Origin of the sequence: Mycoplasma zalophi (assembly GCF_025486335.1) — a bacterium.
Lineage (GTDB): Bacteria > Bacillota_I > Bacilli_A > Mycoplasmatales > Metamycoplasmataceae > Metamycoplasma > Metamycoplasma zalophi.
Map to the genome: position 1 here is coordinate 63696 of NZ_JAOOPZ010000003.1, position 20290 is coordinate 83985.

The 20290-nt window shown below is 26.0% G+C and carries 23 protein-coding genes and 5 tRNA genes; 7 read left to right on the forward strand and 21 right to left on the reverse strand.

Going from position 1 to position 20290, the window contains the following annotated elements; genetic code table 4:
* The 3 genes from argF to N8G13_RS02545 form a co-directional block, all read right to left on the reverse strand.
* Positions 1-1044 carry an ornithine carbamoyltransferase gene (gene argF / locus N8G13_RS02535; protein ID WP_262289339.1) on the reverse strand — a complete coding sequence of 348 codons (1044 nt, stop codon included), beginning with the start codon at positions 1042-1044 and terminating at the stop codon, positions 1-3.
* 132 nt (positions 1045-1176) lie between these two features.
* Positions 1177-2892 (reverse strand): APC family permease, encoded by a 1716-nt coding sequence (locus N8G13_RS02540; RefSeq protein WP_262289340.1) that lies wholly within the window; start codon positions 2890-2892, stop codon positions 1177-1179.
* Between the two features lie 118 nt (positions 2893-3010).
* Positions 3011-4231 carry an arginine deiminase family protein gene (locus tag N8G13_RS02545; protein WP_262289341.1) on the reverse strand — a complete coding sequence of 407 codons (1221 nt, stop codon included), beginning with the start codon at positions 4229-4231 and terminating at the stop codon, positions 3011-3013.
* A gap of 414 nt (positions 4232-4645) precedes the next feature.
* On the opposite strand from N8G13_RS02545, the gene rpoE reads away from it, so the two are divergent.
* From rpoE to rpmE, 3 genes are read left to right on the forward strand one after another with little or no spacing between them, the layout of a single operon-like run.
* Complete coding sequence (rpoE, locus tag N8G13_RS02550; RefSeq protein ID WP_262289342.1) at positions 4646-4900, forward strand: DNA-directed RNA polymerase subunit delta; 255 nt, start codon at positions 4646-4648, stop codon at positions 4898-4900.
* Positions 4901-4946: 46 nt separating this feature from the next.
* Positions 4947-5573, forward strand: a complete 627-nt coding sequence (locus N8G13_RS02555) for a thermonuclease family protein (protein ID WP_262289343.1) — start codon at positions 4947-4949, stop codon at positions 5571-5573.
* 58 nt (positions 5574-5631) lie between these two features.
* On the forward strand, positions 5632-5847 hold the full coding sequence (gene rpmE, locus N8G13_RS02560; RefSeq protein ID WP_216489149.1) for a 50S ribosomal protein L31: 216 nt from the start codon (positions 5632-5634) through the stop codon (positions 5845-5847).
* A 56-nt stretch (positions 5848-5903) separates the two neighbouring features.
* On the opposite strand, the gene N8G13_RS02565 is transcribed toward rpmE, so the two are convergent.
* From N8G13_RS02565 to glyA, 5 genes are all read right to left on the reverse strand, one after another.
* Positions 5904-7406 carry an APC family permease gene (locus N8G13_RS02565; RefSeq protein WP_262289344.1) on the reverse strand — a complete coding sequence of 501 codons (1503 nt, stop codon included), beginning with the start codon at positions 7404-7406 and terminating at the stop codon, positions 5904-5906.
* 91 nt (positions 7407-7497) lie between these two features.
* Positions 7498-8547, reverse strand: a complete 1050-nt coding sequence (locus N8G13_RS02570; RefSeq protein ID WP_262289345.1) for an LLM class flavin-dependent oxidoreductase — start codon at positions 8545-8547, stop codon at positions 7498-7500.
* A 14-nt stretch (positions 8548-8561) separates the two neighbouring features.
* Positions 8562-9632, reverse strand: coding sequence for an LLM class flavin-dependent oxidoreductase (locus tag N8G13_RS02575; protein ID WP_262289346.1), 1071 nt, complete (start codon positions 9630-9632; stop codon positions 8562-8564).
* Positions 9633-9657: 25 nt separating this feature from the next.
* Entirely contained in the window at positions 9658-10029 is a 372-nt protein-coding gene (locus N8G13_RS02580) for a MarR family winged helix-turn-helix transcriptional regulator (RefSeq protein WP_216489157.1), read from the reverse strand.
* A 133-nt stretch (positions 10030-10162) separates the two neighbouring features.
* On the reverse strand, positions 10163-11419 hold the full coding sequence (gene glyA / locus N8G13_RS02585) for a serine hydroxymethyltransferase (RefSeq protein ID WP_262289347.1): 1257 nt from the start codon (positions 11417-11419) through the stop codon (positions 10163-10165).
* Positions 11420-11515: 96 nt separating this feature from the next.
* On the opposite strand from glyA, the gene N8G13_RS02590 reads away from it, so the two are divergent.
* Positions 11516-11591, forward strand: a tRNA-Lys gene (locus tag N8G13_RS02590).
* Positions 11592-11723: 132 nt separating this feature from the next.
* On the opposite strand, the gene rpsO is transcribed toward N8G13_RS02590, so the two are convergent.
* From rpsO to hrcA, 9 genes are all read right to left on the reverse strand, one after another.
* A complete protein-coding gene (rpsO, locus tag N8G13_RS02595) occupies positions 11724-11990 on the reverse strand; it encodes a 30S ribosomal protein S15 (protein ID WP_216489165.1) in 267 nt (88 codons plus the stop codon).
* A 77-nt stretch (positions 11991-12067) separates the two neighbouring features.
* Positions 12068-12904: an FAD synthase gene (locus N8G13_RS02600; RefSeq protein WP_262289348.1), complete on the reverse strand. Its 837-nt coding sequence runs from the start codon at positions 12902-12904 to the stop codon at positions 12068-12070.
* Between the two features lie 2 nt (positions 12905-12906).
* On the reverse strand, positions 12907-13728 hold the full coding sequence (locus N8G13_RS02605) for a YcsE-related riboflavin metabolism phosphatase (protein ID WP_262289349.1): 822 nt from the start codon (positions 13726-13728) through the stop codon (positions 12907-12909).
* Positions 13728-14585 (reverse strand): tRNA pseudouridine(55) synthase TruB, encoded by an 858-nt coding sequence (gene truB / locus N8G13_RS02610; protein WP_262289350.1) that lies wholly within the window; start codon positions 14583-14585, stop codon positions 13728-13730. The genes N8G13_RS02605 and truB overlap by 1 nt, the downstream gene beginning before the upstream one ends.
* Before the next feature lie 72 nt (positions 14586-14657).
* A complete protein-coding gene (locus N8G13_RS02615) occupies positions 14658-15125 on the reverse strand; it encodes a hypothetical protein (RefSeq protein ID WP_262289351.1) in 468 nt (155 codons plus the stop codon).
* A 160-nt stretch (positions 15126-15285) separates the two neighbouring features.
* A tRNA-Leu gene (locus N8G13_RS02620) sits at positions 15286-15370 on the reverse strand.
* 3 nt (positions 15371-15373) lie between these two features.
* Positions 15374-15449 (reverse strand) — tRNA-Thr (locus N8G13_RS02625).
* A gap of 83 nt (positions 15450-15532) precedes the next feature.
* The gene (locus N8G13_RS02630) at positions 15533-16357 is read right to left on the reverse strand and encodes a nucleotide exchange factor GrpE (protein WP_262289352.1); all 825 of its coding nucleotides are present in this window, start codon (positions 16355-16357) and stop codon (positions 15533-15535) included.
* Positions 16357-17352, reverse strand: a complete 996-nt coding sequence (hrcA, locus tag N8G13_RS02635; RefSeq protein ID WP_262289353.1) for a heat-inducible transcriptional repressor HrcA — start codon at positions 17350-17352, stop codon at positions 16357-16359. The genes N8G13_RS02630 and hrcA overlap by 1 nt, the downstream gene beginning before the upstream one ends.
* A gap of 122 nt (positions 17353-17474) precedes the next feature.
* On the opposite strand from hrcA, the gene N8G13_RS02640 reads away from it, so the two are divergent.
* Genes N8G13_RS02640 through N8G13_RS02650 form a run of 3 tightly spaced genes read left to right on the forward strand, consistent with a single transcriptional unit; the run spans position 17475 to position 18778 of the window.
* Positions 17475-17972, forward strand: coding sequence for a hypothetical protein (locus N8G13_RS02640; protein ID WP_262289354.1), 498 nt, complete (start codon positions 17475-17477; stop codon positions 17970-17972).
* The gene (locus tag N8G13_RS02645) at positions 17959-18387 is read left to right on the forward strand and encodes a DUF4231 domain-containing protein (protein ID WP_262289355.1); all 429 of its coding nucleotides are present in this window, start codon (positions 17959-17961) and stop codon (positions 18385-18387) included. The genes N8G13_RS02640 and N8G13_RS02645 overlap by 14 nt, the downstream gene beginning before the upstream one ends.
* Positions 18377-18778, forward strand: a complete 402-nt coding sequence (locus N8G13_RS02650) for a DUF4231 domain-containing protein (protein ID WP_262289356.1) — start codon at positions 18377-18379, stop codon at positions 18776-18778. Before N8G13_RS02645 ends, N8G13_RS02650 begins: the two co-directional genes overlap by 11 nt.
* 73 nt (positions 18779-18851) lie before the next feature.
* On the opposite strand, the gene N8G13_RS02655 is transcribed toward N8G13_RS02650, so the two are convergent.
* The 4 genes from N8G13_RS02655 to N8G13_RS02670 all read right to left on the reverse strand — a co-directional run bounded on the left by N8G13_RS02655 (position 18852) and on the right by N8G13_RS02670 (position 20206).
* A tRNA-Arg gene (locus tag N8G13_RS02655) sits at positions 18852-18928 on the reverse strand.
* 4 nt (positions 18929-18932) lie between these two features.
* Positions 18933-19007 (reverse strand) — tRNA-Cys (locus N8G13_RS02660).
* Positions 19008-19108: 101 nt separating this feature from the next.
* The gene (locus tag N8G13_RS02665) at positions 19109-19903 is read right to left on the reverse strand and encodes an HAD family hydrolase (protein WP_262289357.1); all 795 of its coding nucleotides are present in this window, start codon (positions 19901-19903) and stop codon (positions 19109-19111) included.
* 3 nt (positions 19904-19906) lie between these two features.
* Positions 19907-20206: a thioredoxin family protein gene (locus tag N8G13_RS02670; RefSeq protein ID WP_262289358.1), complete on the reverse strand. Its 300-nt coding sequence runs from the start codon at positions 20204-20206 to the stop codon at positions 19907-19909.
* Positions 20207-20290 lie beyond the last annotated feature (84 nt).

Sequence of the window (20290 nt, forward strand, 5' to 3'; positions counted from 1 at the left end):
TTAGTATCCTATTGTTGCTAGAATAATAGCTTTAATTGTATGCATACGGTTTTCTGCTTGATCAAATGCTTTATTGTGTTTTGATTGGAATACTTCATCAGTTACTTCCATAGCTCCTGTAGCAACTTCTGGGTATTTAGCTCCGAATTCTTCTTTAATTTGACTTGAGAATAAAGTATGATCATCGTGGAATGCTGGTAAACAGTGTAAAAATACAACGTTTTCTTTAGCAGCTTTAATCATAGCCATATCAACTTGGAAATCTCTTAATTGAGCAATACGTTGTCCAAAAATTTCAAATGGTTCTCCTAATGATACTCAAACGTCTGTATAGATAACATCAGCATCTTTAGCAGCTTCTAATTTATTTGCACTAAATGTAACTGATCCACCATTACGTTTAAATAATTCTTGTGTTTTATCAAATACTTCTTTGAATCCTTCACCATTTTGAATTAAGTCAAACATTTCTTCTGGTCCACATAATACTACATGTGCTCCAACAAATGCTCCACCAATCATAATTGAACGTGCAACATTGTTTTTGATATCTCCCGCAAAAACAACTTTTTTACCTTTCATATTTCCTACATGTTCTTCCATTGTCATGTAGTCTGCGAACATTTGTGTTGGGTGTTCAGCATCTGTTAGTCCATTTCATACTGGAACTCCTGAGTATTTAACAAGTGCATCAACATCACTTTGTTTGAATCCACGGAATTCAATTCCATCGTAAAATCTTCCTAAAACTTTTGCAGTATCTTCGATTGATTCTTTTTTACCAAAGTTACTTCCTGCAGGTCCTATGTATGTGCAACCTGCACCTAAATCAAATGCTGCTACTTCAAAAGCACAACGTGTTCTTGTTGAGTCTTTTTGGAACATTATAGCAATATTTTTTCCAACTAGTGGACGATTATTTGTGTGTAATCCTTGTTCTTTAGATTTTTTTAAGTTTTTAGATAATTCTAAAACGTATCTCACTTCTTCTGTTGTGAAATTTAAAGCTGAGTCTAAACTTCTACCTTTTAAATTAATAGGCATTTTTCTCCTTAAAAATTGATTTTAAATTTAATTTAGTATATTCATAGGTTATACCTATAAATATACTTATATTTTACAACATTTTAAATCTGAAAGCAAGAAAAAATACCCTTTCGGGTATTTTAATAAAAATTAACGAGCAACTTCAAATGTTGAAATTCTTAAGTTGTTAAATTCTTGTAATTCTAAGTATAGTTTTCTATCTTCTTCTGATAGATTTTCACTTAATTTTCTTTCATATAAAGCTTTTTTCTTATTGACGATGAATTTTTCTATTGGAACCATTCCAAACATAAATAATGCAAATACTGGTAGTAAAATACTTGTTACTAATTGACCAATAAATTCGTTTGATAATGTTTTTGTTCCTTCTACATACATTCCACCATTTGATGATAATAATCCTAAAGCAACATATGAGTTTAATCCGTAAACAAATAGAGCTGAGAATACAAGGGTAACAGCTGTTCATCCAGCTCACACTGTGTGTTTTCCTTCTTCAACTTCAATTCATCTACCTTTACGGTTTTTAAGAGCTCCAAAAATTGATAGAGCAATGAATGCGAATGCTATAACAGCTAATCAGTTAGCCATTAAGTCAGCAAATCCTAAGTTAGAACTAAAGTGTTTTCCACCATATCCTAGACCATCATAATCATCTGGGAAGTAAGCTAATGAACCTACAACATTAAATGCAAATACTACTGGTATAGAAATAATAATTGAGTAAATTGTTCCTACTAATGGAGTTTTAGCAACTAACATTTTTTTGTAAATTCTGTGTGGAACTCATAGTTCCCCTTCTTTTACTAAATCCTCAACGAATCTTGTACATCACATAACAAATCCATTAATGATTCCTAGAATTCCTATTGAAATAAACATGTTAATTATTCCAAATAGTCATCCTGATTTAATATTTGCTAAAGGATCTGCAAATCCGTAGAATCCACCTTCTGTAGCACCTATTGTCATTGAAATAGCTAATATTAAGTAGATAGCTGTAACTGATGATAATCCTAAAACTAATGCTAAAGGAGTTTTTTTAGGTTCAGCCATTTCTGATTGAATACCAGCTGTAACATAGAATCCATCATAAGCAAAGAAAATTCCTGCCATTGAAGTAAATAGACCAAATATTGGTGATAATCCTTTTAATGATGAAGCTTTAGCATCTCATCATGTAATTTGCATTAAACTTTGTCCAACAGTTGTAGTTGAATTTTCAGCAACTGGTTTACTTAAAGCTCCTCCCGCAAATACTAAACCAATAACAGTAACAACGATTAAAGGTATAAATTTTAGAGATGTAACTATTCAGTTTTGAATGTTACCTAATCATGAACTTAATCCCGCTGTAAAGAAGAATCAAGCTGAGATTCCAAGTGATAGAATCATCATGATAATTCAATCATTTTCTCCAAATGCTTTATTTATTAATTCACCACCACCAGCAACGAATCCTGATGCAGCATCTTGCATTTGAATAATAACATATAAAGGCATGAAGTAGAAAGTAAATGGTAGATATAAGAATGTCATAAATCATTTACATCCTTTATATACATAAACACCATTGAAGGCTTTATTTCATCCGATCATACCAAGGTTATCGTTACGACCTGAAGCAACTTCAACTAATGCTATAGCCATTGTAACAACTGCAAAAGCAGCTAATGTTCAAGCAAAAATTGATCAGAAAATATTTCCACCAGATTCTCTAAGAACTTTATCTGAACGTAGGAATATTCCTGCTCCAACTGATCCACCGATAACAATTAAGATAGCAGAAAAGAAACTAATTTTTTTCTTTTTGTCGCTAGTCATAACTAATTGTTCGTCAGACATATTTTTCCTTTCAAAAAATTTGAGAATTAGGTCTTCTATACATTAGAATATATAAAGACTCAATTTAGATTATAAGGTATAACAATATATAATTTGTTAAATTTCTTGTAAATAATTATTATTTAAGATCTTTACGAGATAATGGCATTGACATGCAACGTGCATTTCCCATTCCTAGTGATAATTGGTGACCATGGAATGGAATAACTGTAATTCCAGCTTTTTCTAAAGCTGCATTTGTTTTAAAGTTACGTGAATATCCAACCACAACTCCTGGAGCTACTGCTAAGTAGTTTGTTCCATCAAAGTGTGTTTCACGTTCAACATCCATTCTTGAAGCACCTTCACCTGCTATTGGTATTAAAATAGGTTTTTCATGAATGATTGATTCTAATAATTCTTCTAATGGTAATCCGTTTTCTTTAGGTTGTGGATTTTCTTCTGTTAAATCGTAATCTCAGAATTTTAACACATCTAATAAAATAGGTGAGTATAAGAATTTATTTTTATCTAACATTGTTAATCATGTATCTAAGTGCATTAAATTTGTTCATTTTGGAACATTAACTGCAACGATACGTTTAAATTCAACTTCCTTATTTTGTGAAATATTTTTAGCTAATAATGTTACTGTTTCTAAATCTGTTCTTTCAGAAACCCCAACAACTAATGTTTCATTAGTATAAACGAATACATCTCCACCTTCGATTGATAATTTTTGTGATGGATTGTAGTATCATGGTGTATTTACTAATTTAGGGTGATTTTTAAATACAAAACGTGAGAATAATGTTTCTCTTTGTCTTACTACATAACGCATGTAGTGGATTGTAACACCATTTCCAACTGATGCAAATGGATCACGTGTGAAGTATAAGTTAGGCATTGGGTCAATAACTAATTCTGGCCCTTCTTCAATTCCTAAATCATATTTTGTAATTCCACTCATCATGTATTCGATTTTTTCTCTAGTTGCTTTTGTAGCTAAAAAGCTTCTTACTAGTGCTTTATTTTCTTCTGTTAATACAGGAACTGCTTCTTCTAAGAATTCTTCTATTAGTTGGTCTTGTGTTTCTTTTGAAACTAGATCAAATGTTTCAGAAATTAAATCTGTTAATTCAACAACATTAATTCCTCTATCTACTAATGACTTAACGAAGCTTTTATGTTCTTTACGTGCATCATTACTTTCTAGAATAGCTGAAAATAATAATTCATCTAATCTAGATGGAGTAATGTAGTCGATTTCTCGCCCTGGTTCATGAACTAGTACAGATTCTAATTCACCGATTTCACTGTAAACGTGAATTCCGTTAAAGTTTTTACTAAAAACTGACATTTTTTTACCTTCTCTTTTTTTTATTATGAATTTTTTAAATATTTTTTAGTATATAAACATATTTAATAATTTTATGGTATAATTCTTTTGATCTTTTTTTCTTATAAGAATAAAAATGATCTCAAAGGTACTATATTGTGAAATTATTATCGTATATTTATACAATCAAAATTATATTACTTATTTTGCAAATATCAACTATTTACATACTTAAATATAAATAATAATTTAAAAAACAACTATTTCCTTACAAAATTTATATATTTCTTTTTTCTTTCTATTTTCTCAAAATCATTTTTTAATTGTCTATTATATTATTTTTTTTAATTTCCTTTATTTTCTTATGTCTACAATATAATATAATATGATCAGATAAATAGAGATATTCAAATCTATAAAATTGAGGTATAAATTATGAATAATGAAACAATGTTAACCGTTTCAATAAAAGCTTTTTCAGATAATAAAAAAGAAGAATTAAACTTCGAAACCATTTTTCAATATGTAAAAAATCATTTTATAGAAAAATGAGCAGTTGAAAATGATGGTGTTTTATCAGAAGAGAAACTTTTAGAAAAAAAACGTGGAGAATTATACAAACTTTTAACTGTTGATAAAACATTCAATCGACTTGCAGATGGCAACTGACTAATTATCCACAACAATTAACAAGCAATTTTGCTTGTTTTTTTGTATTTTTTTTACTTTATATAATATGAAAACAAAAAAACAGTTGTGATGATTATTTATCTTTTTTCAATATATTTTTTTATGCGCTAATGCTACAAGTTGTTTTTATTACCAAAATAATGCTAATCTTAAAAATAACCAAAACAAAAATTTTTATTCCTTAACAAAAGAAACAATTAAAGAAATAATTGATGGTGATACTTTAAAAACATCAAAAAATGAATTAATTAGATTACAAGGAATTGATACACCTGAATCAAGAAGATGATTAAATGATACTTGAATACCAACACATGGAATAGAAAATAGCTGAGCACTAAAGGCAAAAAATTTTTTAAAACAAATAATATTAAAACATAAATACATAATTTATGTAGATAGAAAATTTCAAAAGTGTGACCATTATAAAAGGACGGTAACTCAAATATTTGATTTAAACAAAAAATCAATTAATTTAGAAATAATAAAAAAAGGATTAGCAAGAGTAAATTATATTTCTTTGAATTATAAAAGCATATACTATACAAGTAATACAAATTATTATTTTCAATTACTAAATAATGAACAACTCGCTAGAAAAAATAAATATGGTTTTTGAGCACAAAATGAAAAAATAAATCAAATATTTAAATCTAAAGCAATAAAAAATTAAAAAAAAATAAAAATGTGATAAAATAACATATACAAAGTCAAAAAGGAGTAACTTTAATATGAAACAAGGTATTCACCCAGAATATAGTCAAATGAAAATAGCTTGCTCATCTTGCGGAACAGAACATGAATTTGGAACAACAGCTAACAAAATATCAATCGATGTTTGTTCAGGTTGCCATCCTTTTTACACAGGAAACAGAACTTCTGCTAAAGCTACAGGACAAGTTGAAAAATTCAATCGTAGATTTCAAAAATCTCAAGATAAAAAATAACAATTCGAGTGACTTTATTAACTAAAAATCACAGCTAACTGTGATTTTTTTATATCTTAATTTTCATTTTCCGGCTCAATAAGATTTACAAATTCAGAAATTAAATTTTTTTTGTTAATTTTCTTTTCTAAATAAAAATTTATATAAGGTATCAAAATGAAAATTAAAAACATCAATATGTTTAATAAAAATGGTAAATAATGTTTAATTAAATGTGAATTAGTAACTAAAAACAAACCTCACTTAGCAGGATTTATAAGCGAAGTATCAAATAAAAATGTTATTGTCGTAATAAAATAACCAATTTCAGCAACTAATATTCCAGTAATCGCAATAAAAGCCATTAAATAAAATAGATAGCTGTTAATTTTTTTAGTTTCAATAATATTTTTTCGTTTTTTTGCATACAAAAATATTATTATCATATAAATCATAAAAAATATAGCTACAACAAAATTAGTATAAGCATCAATTAAAATATCAGTATTCAAAATTAACGAAGGAATAAAAATAAAAATTCCTCACACCATTTTAACAACTATTGCAATTAGTAAAGTTGTTTTTTTATTTCCTAATTTATTTATTAAATAAGTTGAATTAAATATTAATTTAGCATTAACCATGTTTTCGATTTCACTTACAAAAGCGCCAGTTAGGCCATTGATAACACCTAAAGTTGAAATAATTAAGAAAAATAAAATTATATTTAAAACCAGTTGCACATTTTTTATTTTTAATGAGTCTAAAATAAGTTGACTAATTGTACCTTGATTATGCAATATTGAAGAAACGGCAATTAATGTATATAAAATTGTTACAATTGACATCCCCAAAATAATTACCTTAGGAAGATTTTTTGTGCTATTTTTTACTTTATTACCTATTGAACCAGAAACTAAAAACGCATCATATGAAAATAAAATAGCAGGTAAAATAACAACAACTGCTTTAATGGAAAATGATGAATTATAAAAAGCATTAAACCCCATTATATTATGTTGAAATGGAAAAATTATACCAACTATTAAAGCAAATAATAATGGAATAAATTTAATAATTGTTACTATTGTTTGAAAAAATGCGGATATATAAACTGAAAAGAAATTTAAAAATAAAAAAAATGTACTGAAAAATATACCTACTAAAACATGCATTCAAAGAGGAAATGTTGAAATAAAATTCAAATTAAAGGTTTGTGATAAAAAATAGAAAAATATTTCTGAACCAAAAATCCCAATAACAGAAATTAAAATTCCATAATAAAATAATGCATAAGAATTATTAACAAAATAACCTAATTTATTACCCGCTATTTTGTAAGTTCAATTACTTATTCCAGATAATTTTGTATGCTTAAATGAACCAATTTCACCAAAACAAACAGCAGAAGATATTGAAATAATTCCACCAATAATTCAAGCTAATAATCAAGTTATACCATTATGATTAGTAGCTTCAGCAACCGAATTATTTTTAAAAAATATTCCTATTCCAACAACTGATCCTACCATCATCATAATTGAAAAGAAAACACCAATTTTTTTAACTTGATTTTGCATAAATGTCCTTAAGTATAATTTTTTATATATATTTTATAACAACAAAGCTAAAAAATAAATTCTTTGCCGTTTTTTTGACAAAGAATTTATTTTATTTATTTTTAAAATGATTTTTTACAATTGGAATTACTTTTGTCCCATATAATTCAATTGCTTTCATAACATCTTCATGTTTTAGCGATCCAATTGGTAAGTGTAATAAAAATCTATCAATTTTTAAATCTTCAATAAAGTCAATAATTTTTTTTGCAACTGTTTCAGGACTACCAACAAAAAATGGTCTTTTTTCTCCTAGACCATGTAAATAACCTTCATGGGTCAATGGTCTTCATTTTGGTCTTTCTGTTGCAAGTTGATCTACTAATAATTTAGTTGGATAAAAATACTTATCTTGTGCCTCTTTATCAGTTTCTGCAATAAATCCTCATGAGTGTGTACCAACTTTAATATCTTCTAATTTGTGTCCAGCTTCTTTTGCTGTTGTACGGTATTTTTCAATTAATGCAGCTCATTTTTTTCAATTACCTCATATTATTGCATAATTAATAAAATGTCCTTGTTTTGCAATTTTATAAGTTGATTCAGGCGTTCCTCCTGTTGCTACTCAAATTGGTAATTTTTTATTATTTGCTACCCTTGGATAAATTCCTGTATTTTTTACAGTTTGAGTAAATTTACCTTCTCAATCTAAAATTTCATTTTCATTAATTGCATCTAACATTTTTGATTTTTCATTAAATAATTCTGAATAATTTTCTAATTTATATCCAAACAATGGGAATGATTCAGTGAATGATCCTCTACCCGTCATAATTTCTGCTCTTCCGTTCGAAATTGCATCTATTGTTGCATATTGTTGATAAACCCTGATTGGATCAATTGAAGAAATAACAGTAACAGCAGAAGATAATTTAATATTTTTGGTGCTTGAGGCTGCTGCAGCTAAAACAATTTCAGGTGCTGATACTGCAAAATCTTTTCTATGATGTTCACCAATGGCATAAACATCTACACCTAATTTATCTGCTAATTGAACTTCTTCAATCATGTCTCTAATTCTTTGGTCATGTGATATTGCTTCTTTTTGACCTTCAATAACTGTTGTTTCACCAAATGTACTAATTCCTAATTCTATTTCCATAACTACTCCTTTAATTACATTCCTGGTTCTCTTTTTTCTTTATCTTTAAAATATTCTCTTACTTTTGGTGCTACTTCTTTTCCGAAAATTTCAATAGCTCTCATTACATCTTTATGTTCCATTGAACCAACTGGAATATGTAAATAAAATCTATCTATTCCCAATAATTCCATTGTTGAAATTATTTTTTTTGTAACACGTTTAGCATCTCCTACAAAGATAGCTCCATCATCTGATACACTATTTAAATATTGTTCTTTTGATAGTGGTTGTCAATGTGATCTTTCTTTTGAAATTTGATCTACTAATTGTTTTGTTGGGTGGAAATATTTATCAATTGTTTCCTGATCATCATCACCTAAAAACCCTCATGAATGTGATGAAACTTGTAACTGTTTATCTGTAAATCCAAATTGTCTACCAATTGAACGATAAGCATCTACTAAACCTTTAAAATATTTTGGTGAGCCACCAATTATTGCATAAGAAATCGGTAATCCTTGTGATGCAATACTTACTGTTGATTCAGGATTTCCTCCTGTTGCTACTCAAATTGGTAATTTTTTATTATTAGCAACTCTAGGATAAATTCCCGTATTTTCAACTGATTGAGTGAATTTTCCCTTTCAATTTAGTATTTCATTGTCATTAATTTGTTTTAACATTTCTAATTTTTCAGTAAACAATTCTGAATAATTTTCTAATTTGTATCCAAATAGCGGGAATGATTCAATAAATGAACCTCTTCCAACCATAATTTCTGCTCTTCCATTTGATATTGCATCTATTGTTGCAAATTGTTGATAAACTCTAATTGGATCAATTGATGAAAGAATTGTAACTGCTGTTGATAATTTTATATTTTTAGTTACAGCTGCACCAGCCGCTAAAACAATTTCAGGTGCTGATACTGCAAAATCTTTTCTATGGTGTTCACCAATAGCATAAACATCTAACCCCACCTCATCAGCTAATTTCATTTCTTCAATCATATCTCTTAATCTTTGGTCGTGTGATATGGGTTGTTCTTTACCTTCTATTATTGTTGTTTCTCCAAATGTTGTAATTCCTAATTCTACTTTCATTTTTACTCCTTAATCTATATTATTTTTATATTTTTTGTAATAGTTTATTTAATAATAAAATTTCTTCTTGGTTTAATTTTTTAAAAATATTTTTTGTATTTAATTTATGAATTGGAAATATTTCTGATATTAATTTTTTACCTTTTTCAGTGATATCAACTCAGAAAATTCTTTTATCTGTACTACATACGCTGCGTATTACATATTCTTTTTGTTCTAATTTATCAATAACATAAGTTACACTACCACTTGTTAGTAAAATGTGTTTTCTTATTTCATCGATATTTTTTGTTCCTTTGTGGTACAAGTATTCAAGAACAGCAAATTCACTTTGATTTATATCATAATTAGATAATGTTTTTTTTAAATCTAATATAAGTTTATTATTAGCTCTCATAATACCTATAATACTTTTTAACTCGTTAATAACTGCCTCCTAAATATCTTGATTTCAAGATAATTATACAACTATTTTTTATTTGTGATTAAAAAAAATAAAAATGTTGTTTTTTTTACAAACAACATCTTTTTTATTCATTAACTGTGTATTTTTTAATTGGGAAATCTGCAGATAATTTTAAAATTTCTTTTTTAATTATTTCATGTAATACATAATTTTCTGGTTCAGATAGTGCTTTATGAATTAAGTTAGCAATTATTATAAATTGGTTTTCTGTAAATCCCCTTGTTGTCATAGCAGCAACTCCTAGACGAATACCACTTGCAACAGTAGGTTTTTCTGAATCATTAGGAATTGTATTTTTATTTGCTGTAATTTTAATACTACTTAAAATTTCTGCTGCTTTTTTTCCTGTTAAACCATATGACGATTTGACATCTATTGTAAATAAATGATTTTGTGTCAATCCAGAAACTATTTTTACACCTTTTGACATAAATTGACGACAAAAAACATTTGCATTTAAAATAATTTGTTGAGCGTATTTTTTAAAATCTTGACTTAAGGCTTCTTTAAATGAAACTGCTTTTGCTGCAATTTGATGAACTAGTGGTCCACCTTGATAACCTGGAAAAACTGAACGATTAATCTTTTTAATTATATCTTCTGAGTTTGTTAAAATTATTGCACCTCTAGTTCCTCTTAAAGTTTTATGTGTAGTTGTCATAACAACATCTGCATAAGGAAACGGAGAAGGGTGCTCACCAGCAACAATCAATCCTGCAATGTGACTTATATCAGCAAATAAATAAGCTCCTACTTTATCCGCTATTTCTCTAAATCTTTTAAAATCAATAATTTGTGAATAAGCACTATAACCTGTAATTATCATTTTAGGTTGAACTTCTAAAGCTATTTGTTCAATTTTATCATAATCTAAAAGCCCATTTTCATCTACTTCATAAAAATGTGTTTCATAAAATTTACCACTAAATGAAATTTTATATCCATGTGTTAAGTGTCCACCAGAAGAAAGTTCAAGACCTAGAACTTTATCTCCTTGGTCACATAATGCCATATAAACAGCTGCATTAGCAACTGAACCACTATAAGGTTGAACATTTGCATAAGCACAACTAAATAATTGACAAGCTCTGTTTATCGCAATATTTTCTATTTCATCAACAAATTCACAACCATCATAATATCTAGCATTTGGGTATCCTTCTGCATATTTATTTGTCAAACATGTTCCGATTGCTTTCATAACATCTTCTGAAACATAATTTTCAGAAGCGATTAATTCAATATTATCATTTTGTCTTTGTGCTTCTTTATTAATTAATTCTGCAATTTCTTTATCTTTTAACTCTACTTTTTTATACATAATACCTCCAAATTTTGATATTATTTTGATAATATATTATTATACTTTATTTTTTATTGCAACAAAAATTATTTTTGTGATATATTAAATATATATGCATCATTAGCTCAGTTGGTAGAGCAGGAGACTCTTAATCTTCGGGTCACAGGTTCGAGCCCTGTATGGTGTACCATATGTTATTTCACCTAATAAAACTCACATTAATAAATTGAGTTTTATTTTTTTTAATAAAAAGATAAATTAAAAAACTTAGACTATTTAAATAACATAATGTCTAAGTTTTTTTAATAAAAATTTTCAATAATTATTTTCTAATTTTTAGTTCTTGAATTAGTTTTAAATAAGCATTTTGATCATTTGATTTTAAGTATGCTAATAATGATTTACGGTGGTTAACTTTTGCCATGAATCCACGCATTGAGTGTAAATCTTTTTTATTTGTTTGGAAGTGATTTTTTAATGATTCAATATCTTCAGTTAAAATCGCAATTTGTACTTCAATTGATCCTGAATCTTTTTCATTTTTTCCAAATTTTTTAATTAATTCAAGTTTTTTTTCTTTTGTTATCATTTATTCTCCTTTTAAACCCAGCATAAAAAAATTTTTTAAACCGAGCAAAAAATATTAATTTGCAATATGCAAAACTATTATACCTTATTTTTAAAAAAATTAATTGCTTCTCTAAAATCAGACTTAAAAATCTTGTTTTCTGCTATGTGATTTATGTTTCTAAAATTTTTAATAACTTCAATAAATAATTCATCAAAAAATAAATTATCTTCTTCTAAATCTAAAAAGACAACTTGATTTTCTTTTGATTCATAATTTATAAAAATAAATCCATGGTATTCAATATCTTTATACACTAAATTACAAAAATAAATTCCAGCAGGTAATTTTACTAAATTTTTAGGAAAATCAAATTTATAATTTTTAACTGATGTAATAAATGCATAATCTTCAATCAATAAATTATTAGCGACTTCTAATTTACCTTCTTTTATTAATTGCCTTATGATTGTGCTTGAGATTTTTGTATTATTAACTTTCTTTTCTTTAATCACATGAACAATAAAGTGTTTTTTTAAAAGTTCATTATTGCCTTGACGATTAAACCCAAATCTAAAATCCGATCCTGAAATTATTATTTTTACATTTAATTCTTTTAATTTATTAATAAAGGTAAGTTGATCAATATTTTTAAAATTTTCATCAAAATTTATAACTATTGTTTTTTGTACTTCCAAATGCTCTAAAGTATAAATTCTTGATTTTAATTGAAAAATTTTTTCTATATTGTGTAGCTTATTTTTAAATAATAAGCAAGCTATCTGATAATTTTCATTTTGTTTTTTTAACTGTTTTGCTAATTTAAATAGTTCATAATGACCCAAATGTAGTGACTCAAATGCGCCTAAAACCATAATGATTTCAGGTTTATTATCATCTTCTTTATACTCAATAGGTCAATTATAAACATCCATATTTAATCTATAAATCCTTTTTCTAATAAATATTTATAAGTTCCAAAATCATCAACATGATATGCGACATCATCTGCAATCTCTTTTAAAGTTTCTTCGGCATTTGCCATAGCAACACCCAATCCTACTTCTTCAAGCATTTCACGGTCATTACCAGAATCACCAAATGCAACAACTTGATCTAATGTCATGTTTAGCTTTTGAGCTAAAATTTCTAATCCTTTTGCTTTATTAACTCCTTTTGTAGCAATAAAAATACCACCTTCTCAATTTGCTTGAACTGTAACATCTAGGTTGTGTCATTCAAATAAATTTTCATAATATTTTTTTGTTAAAGGAATTTCTTTTGAAATTACTGTTATTAAAAAGTTAGATTTATCTTCTGCTTTAAAATACTCTGAAATATCAAAAAAATCATTTTTAAATGGTTCATAAAATCAATGATTAATATTGAAGTGTTCATTGTAATAACCTTTGTTTTTTCCCACTATTGAAAAAGCTATTCCTAAATCTTTTGTATTTTCATAAAATACTTTAAAATCTTCAACACTTATTTGCTTTTCAAAAATGTATTCTTTTTTTTGTACATCTAAAATAAATGACCCGTTACCACCGATAAAATAATCAACATAAGGAGTATCTAATTTATTTCCGATAGTAAAAATATCTCTAGCTGTAGAAAAAGCAATAATAAATCCCTTTTCTTTTAGTTTTTTAAACATCTTTTTAATTGTGTCAGATAAAGGTAAATTTTTTTCACCATCTTTAAATGGTAAAATAGTTCCATCAATATCAAAAGCAATTAATTTATATTTTTTATTCATTATTGATCTCTTTTCTCTATTTCTTTTAAAACTTGGGGTCAAAAAATTTTGATAATATTTACTTTATTATCAAAAAAATCTGCAACGGCAACAATTTTATTATTGTATGTAATTAGTCTTTTGCCATTTTCTTTTTCATTTGGAGAAATAGTTTGTGTTTTATTTAATATATTTAATTGTGTATTATTAATTTTATAAGAAAATAAACCAAATAATTTGTAAAAATCAATAATTTGGTAAAAATCCTGATTTTTAGTTATTTCAATATTACCAATTTTTGTTCTAAATAATTCAGTCATAATTGCATCTGTTTTTAATTCAAGACCTAAATCATGAACTATTGAACGAATATAAGTTCCTTTTGAAACTTTTGTTTGAAATTTTATTATTCCTGTTTGTAAATTATATTCAAGTAAATCTAAAGTATATATCTTAATATCATTGGTTTTTAAACTAAAATCTTCATTATTTCTTGCTAATTTATAAGCTCTAACCCCATTTATTTTTTTTGCACTAAAATTTGGTGGAATTTGTTTTGTTTGTTTTTTGATTTTTTCAAATGCTTGCTTAAGTTCTTCATAAGTTATTAATGTTTTCGTTAAATAAGTTATTTCTTCTTCTGAATCATAAGAAGCACTTGATGCTCAAAGTTGCATAGTGCAAATGTATTCTTTGTCTTGTGTTATTAAATAATCAAGTAATTTTGTATCATTTTCAGTTGCAACTATCAACAATCCTTCTGCAAGAGGATCTAAAGTACCTGCGTGACCTATTTTTTTTATGTTATGAGTTTTTTGAAATTCTCTTATCATTTTAAAAGAACTTATTGACTTTTTTTTATTTAATGCATAAAACATATTTTCTCCTAGCATTTAAATTGTAAACTATTATTACAAATAATAAAAAAACTGCTAATATAAGCAGTTTAATTATTTTACTTTATAACCTGAACGGTAAATAGATTTTATTTCTTCGCCGTTTACTTTTTTAAGTATATATTCACCTTCTTTTTTATTTCTAAAGTATTTATAGTATGCAACGTCACCATTTGCATAATAAAATGTTGCAGGTCCTTCTAAATAATCATTTGTATAATTAGTTATTTCTTTATCGCCATTTGCATAATAGAATGTTGCTTCACCATGTTTTAGATTATTTACATATGTAAAAACTTCTTTATCGCCATTTGCATATGTCATTGTACCATTGCCTTCTGCCTTACCATCTTTATATGTATAAGTAGCTACATCACCATTGGGAACTTTTAATGTTGCAGGTCCTTGTTTTAATCCGTTAACATAATTATAAAATTCTGTAGTACCACATTTAAAATAAAAAATTGCTGGCCCATGTTTTTTTCCATCAACTATATCTACTTCTTCTCTAAATTCGTACATAATTCCTCCTATGTTTACTATCTAATTTTAAAACAAAAAAAATAAAAAATTAAAAAAAGCGTAAAAAAAAGGCTAAAAATTCACTTTTTGCTTTTTTGACATTGAATTTAATAAACATAAAAAAAATTGCCTAGTAGCAATTTTGGACTTTTGCAAGATTTGGTGCGCGAGGAGGGACTTGAACCCTCACGCCGTAAAGCACTAGTGCCTAAAACTAGCGTGTCTGCCAATTTCACCACTCGCGCAAATGGTGCCGCCTATAGGACTCGAACCTACGACCTACTGATTACAAGTCAGTTGCTCTACCAACTGAGCTAAGGCGGCATTTATTTAGTTTGCTTATATATTATACATTAAAAAAAATAATTTGTTAAAAAAAATTAAGGTTATTTCACCTTAATTAATTTTTACTTTTGAATAACAACAAGAGCGGGTTTTAAAACACGATCATGTAATTTATATCCTGCAGATTTTACTTTTAAAATTGTTTCAGTTTCAACTCCCTGATCATCAAAATCAAATACTTGATGAACATTAGCATCAAACATATCTCCGATTTGAGGATCAATTTTAGAAATTCCATAATCTTCTAATGTATTTTGCATTTTAGTTAATAGCATTAAAAACCCTTTAGTATAGGCTGAAACTTCAGCATTTTGAGATTTTAAACCAACATTAATAGCTATTTCTAAATTGTTTAAAGACATCAGAAAATCTTCAAAAAAGTCCTGTAATGCATATTTTTTAATTTCTTGAATTTCTTTTTTGTTTTGTTCAGAATTTTGTTCTCTAAATTTATTTATTTCAACTTGTGCTTTAGCTTGTAAATCTGATGCTATTTTTTTAAATTCTTCTTGTTTTTTATTTAAATCTTGTTCATAAGAAAATATTTTTGTAATATATTGAGCAATTTGTAAATTTTGATCATTTATTTTTTGTTTTAAGGTTTGAATTAATTTTCTTTCTTCTGTTCTACTTTTACTTGGTGAAAATACTTTTAATATTTCAATTGTGTATTTTGTTTTTGTTTCTTGATCCTCTAAATCATATTTTTTATTTAATATTATGTTTTTTGTTTCTAATAAGTAATTTTCTATAAATAAATCAATTTCATGAAAACCTAAAACTATTTTTTTTGTTTCATTAGATGCTTTTTCATTTTCTTTTGTAGTTGTTAAATTTAAAGTAATATTATCAAATTCTTTTACAATTATTTCATTATTTTTTATCATTATAAGTCCTTTTTAAGTAATTTTTCCACTGTGTCTAATGTATCAAATGCTTTTGAATAGTCTATTCTTGATGAACCTACTATAGTTATTTCTTTGATGTTTTTTTCATTTTCAAATTCTATTTTTTTAGATATCAAACTTATATTAGGTTGTTTAATGTCAAATCTTATACTGCTATCTTCATCTAGTTCGTTTTCAAGAGCTTCTCAAACTGAATGATTTTCTACAAAGTCCAATATTTCAACAATTTTTTCTCTTGAAATATCACGACTTAAAATTATTTGGTTTTTATTATATATTTTAGCTACATTTTCTTCTTTAAAAACAAAAATATTTTTAATAAATTCTTGAATTATTAATTCATAATTTTTAACTTGATTTGAAAACATTGGAATAAGAGCATAAGCACGAGCAGAAAGTTCAATTAATGGCGTATCAATTAATCTATCTTTAAATAATTTAACCGCTATTCTTACATCTTCTATATCAATTTTTTTAGCATCAAAATTAAACATTTTTGATTCAACTCTTCCTGTGCTTGTAATTAAAACAATAATTGCAGAATAGCTATTTAAAACAGTTAATTGAATGCTTTTTAAAACTTCTGATGAGTTATTTGAAGTAGTTATCAAAGTTAATCCAGCAACCTCACTTATAACATTTGCAGCTTGTTCTATGGTTGTGTCAATATTTAATCTTCTTTTTGCTAAAATATCTTGTAATTTGTCTTCTAAATATTTTTGTGGATTATATGCTAAATATTTTGCATAATATTCTAACCCTTGAATAGAAGGAATTCTCCCACTACTTGTATGATTTTTTTGTAAGTAACCTTTTTTTTCTAAATTGTGCATTAAATTTCTTATTGTTGCACTAGAACATTCCATTTGAAATTTATCTGCTAAAAATTGTGAACCTACAGGCTGCCCTGTTTCTATATAAATTTCAACAATTTTTCTTAAGATATCCTGCTCCTTAAAATTAATTTGTTCCATCGTTACCTCTTTATTATGCTTTTTAGATTTTATATTAATATTATAACAAAATTAGCAATCTATTAGCACAATTTAATTGTGACTGCTAAATTTATTTTCACTATTGCTGTATAATTATATTTATGGAAAATAAAGATAATTTAACAAATGAAAGAATTCTTAAGTATATTGAACAAAATTCAAATAAATTTGTAAAAAAAATAAAATTTGCAACAATTTTACAATCAGTTATAAATTTTGCTATTTTGCTTCTTAATTTATCAGTTTTAATCTTAAGTAGTTTCACAATAAAATTAGGGGTGGAGTGACTAAAAACAGCTCCTAAGGAAGAAGCAAATAACATCATACTTACTATTTTTGTTTCAGTTTCAACAATCGCTTTATTCATTTTAGCAATTGTGCAATCAATTTATAAATCAAGAGCAAAAACATATAGTTATAAAAAAATTTATGAATCATTATTTTATATAAATATGTGCTATACAAATGATATAAAATACACATCAAATGAATATAAAAAACAAAAAGAAGAAATCATTAAATTAAAAGATGATAAACCAAACCAAAAAATTAAAGATATTATTATAAATGTTTTAGTAGGTAAAAATGATAACAAGTAACCCAATTGAATTTGTAAATGATATAAAAGATAAATTAGAAAAAAAATTATGAATATATTCATTTTGATACTATTTTTTAAATGTTGTAATTATGCTAATTTCTTTAACTATTAGTATTTTGGGATCAATTCAGTTATATAACGGATTTGATGGATTTGGTGATTGAAACAAATATCTTTTAATAACAACTGGTATAAGTGCTGCTATTACTTTTTTAACATCTTTAATTAGTTTTTTTGTTTTAAATAAAAAGATTAATAAATATAAAATAAGAATTAATAAGATTAATTTTGAATCATTATTATGAAAAGAAAAAATAGGAGAATATAAACACAAAAATAGAGATTTAACTTTCTTTAAAAAAGTTGCTGAAATCTGTAACCTAAAATGACAAGGAGTGGAAAATGGAGAATAAGGATGTTTTAAATTTTGAAGAAATAAAAGATTCTAATGAAAAAATTGCAATTTATCGAAAAAAATTTATTATAAGCAGATTAATTTATATTTTAATTGCATTAACAATTATGATTATTTCGAGTTTACAGATACTTCTAAACTTATTTGCAATTCGTTGAAATAGTGAACCAACTTTAAAACTATTATTTTTAGTTATTGCTATCATTTCTACAATTGTTGTTTTTTTACAATCTGTTTTGCTTTTCTTTGATTTTAAAAATTCAAGAGAAAAAAACCTAGCAAAATTAAGAAGCATTCAACAATTAAAAGAAAATTATTTAAAAAATCCTGAAGAATTTAATATATCACAAATGGCAAATGCAATTTATGATATAGATAAAGAAAATTAATAAAGTCGTCATATGACTTTATTTTTTTTAATAAAAAAAGCAACATATTGTTGCTTTGGTCAATTTCTTGAAATGGCGCGCCCGGCAGGAGTCGAACCCGCAACCTTTTGGGCCGTAACCAAACACTCTGTCCAATTGAGCTACGGGCGCACATTGGAGCCACCAACCGGATTCGAACCGGTAATCGAGGTGTTGCAGACCTATGCCTTGGCCGTTTGGCTATGGTGGCAACACATAGCTTCTAATTTATGTATTAATATTATATATATAAATTTGAATTTTGTTACAAAAAAATAAAAAATCTAATAAAAAATGAAGCACTTAGCTTCATTATAATTTTATTAATTTATTTAATGTTTTAGCAACACCAGATTTTTTGTAATTAAATCCTATTTCTGTTGCTATATTTTTAAGTTCCTGATTTGAATTTTTCATTGCAATTAATCCACCTAAATGATTTGCAGTACTTGCATCATTTAGACTATCACCTATGTGGATAGCTTTTAATGGGTCTATATTTATTAGTGAACATATAAAACTATTTGCTTTACCTTTTGTTGCATTAATATCAGTAATTTCTAAGGCTCTATTATTTCCAATTGAAACAACATTAATATCAATAAATTCTCGCAATAATTTATTTTTAAATTCTTTTAATTTATTTTTTTTAGATGAAATAACTAATATTTTAGTAATATCATCTATATTTTTTGCTTGTGAATTTTTTTGTACTGTATATTCTTTTTTAAAAAACTTAATAATTTTTGATATTAAAGTATCAGAATATATAATTTTTTGCGAATTAATAAAAAAAGAAAATTTTTCTTTTGACATTAAATCAACAATATTTAAATATGTTTTTTTATTAATTGCGTGTTTTTTTATTATATTTCCAACTTTATCAAAAATTATTGCACCATTTTGAGCGACACCATAATTTAAACCTAACATATTAGTAGTTTCTAATAAATTTTTGCTAAATCCCCGCCCTGTAGAAATAAAACATGGAATTTTTTTATTTATATTTTGTATGGTGTTTATGTTCATGGTACTAATGTTATTGTTTTTTAAATCGACTAAAGTTCCATCTAGATCAATAAATATAGCTTGCGGTCTAAATTCCATATATTAACCTAAAACTAATTTTTCTAATTGTGGTAAAGGAATGAATCCAACTTTTGAATCTACCATTTTTCCGTTTTCAAAAATGTAATAACTTGGTATTGAAGTAATTCCATAATCTCTTGCTAATTGACGATTTTCATCAACATCGACTGAGTAAACAACAACTTCATCATGTTTAGCTACAAATTCTTCTACAACAGGTTTAAACATTGAACACATACCACATCATGTTGCAGTAAATAGTACAATATTTTTTGGTGCAGATAGATCTAAAGTTTCATCTTTTTTAACTTGTTTTATCATTTTTTCTCCTTTAATTTTTATATTTAATATTATATAGAAATAATAATTAAATTTTAAAAAAGTAATTTTTTTATGTTTTTTTAT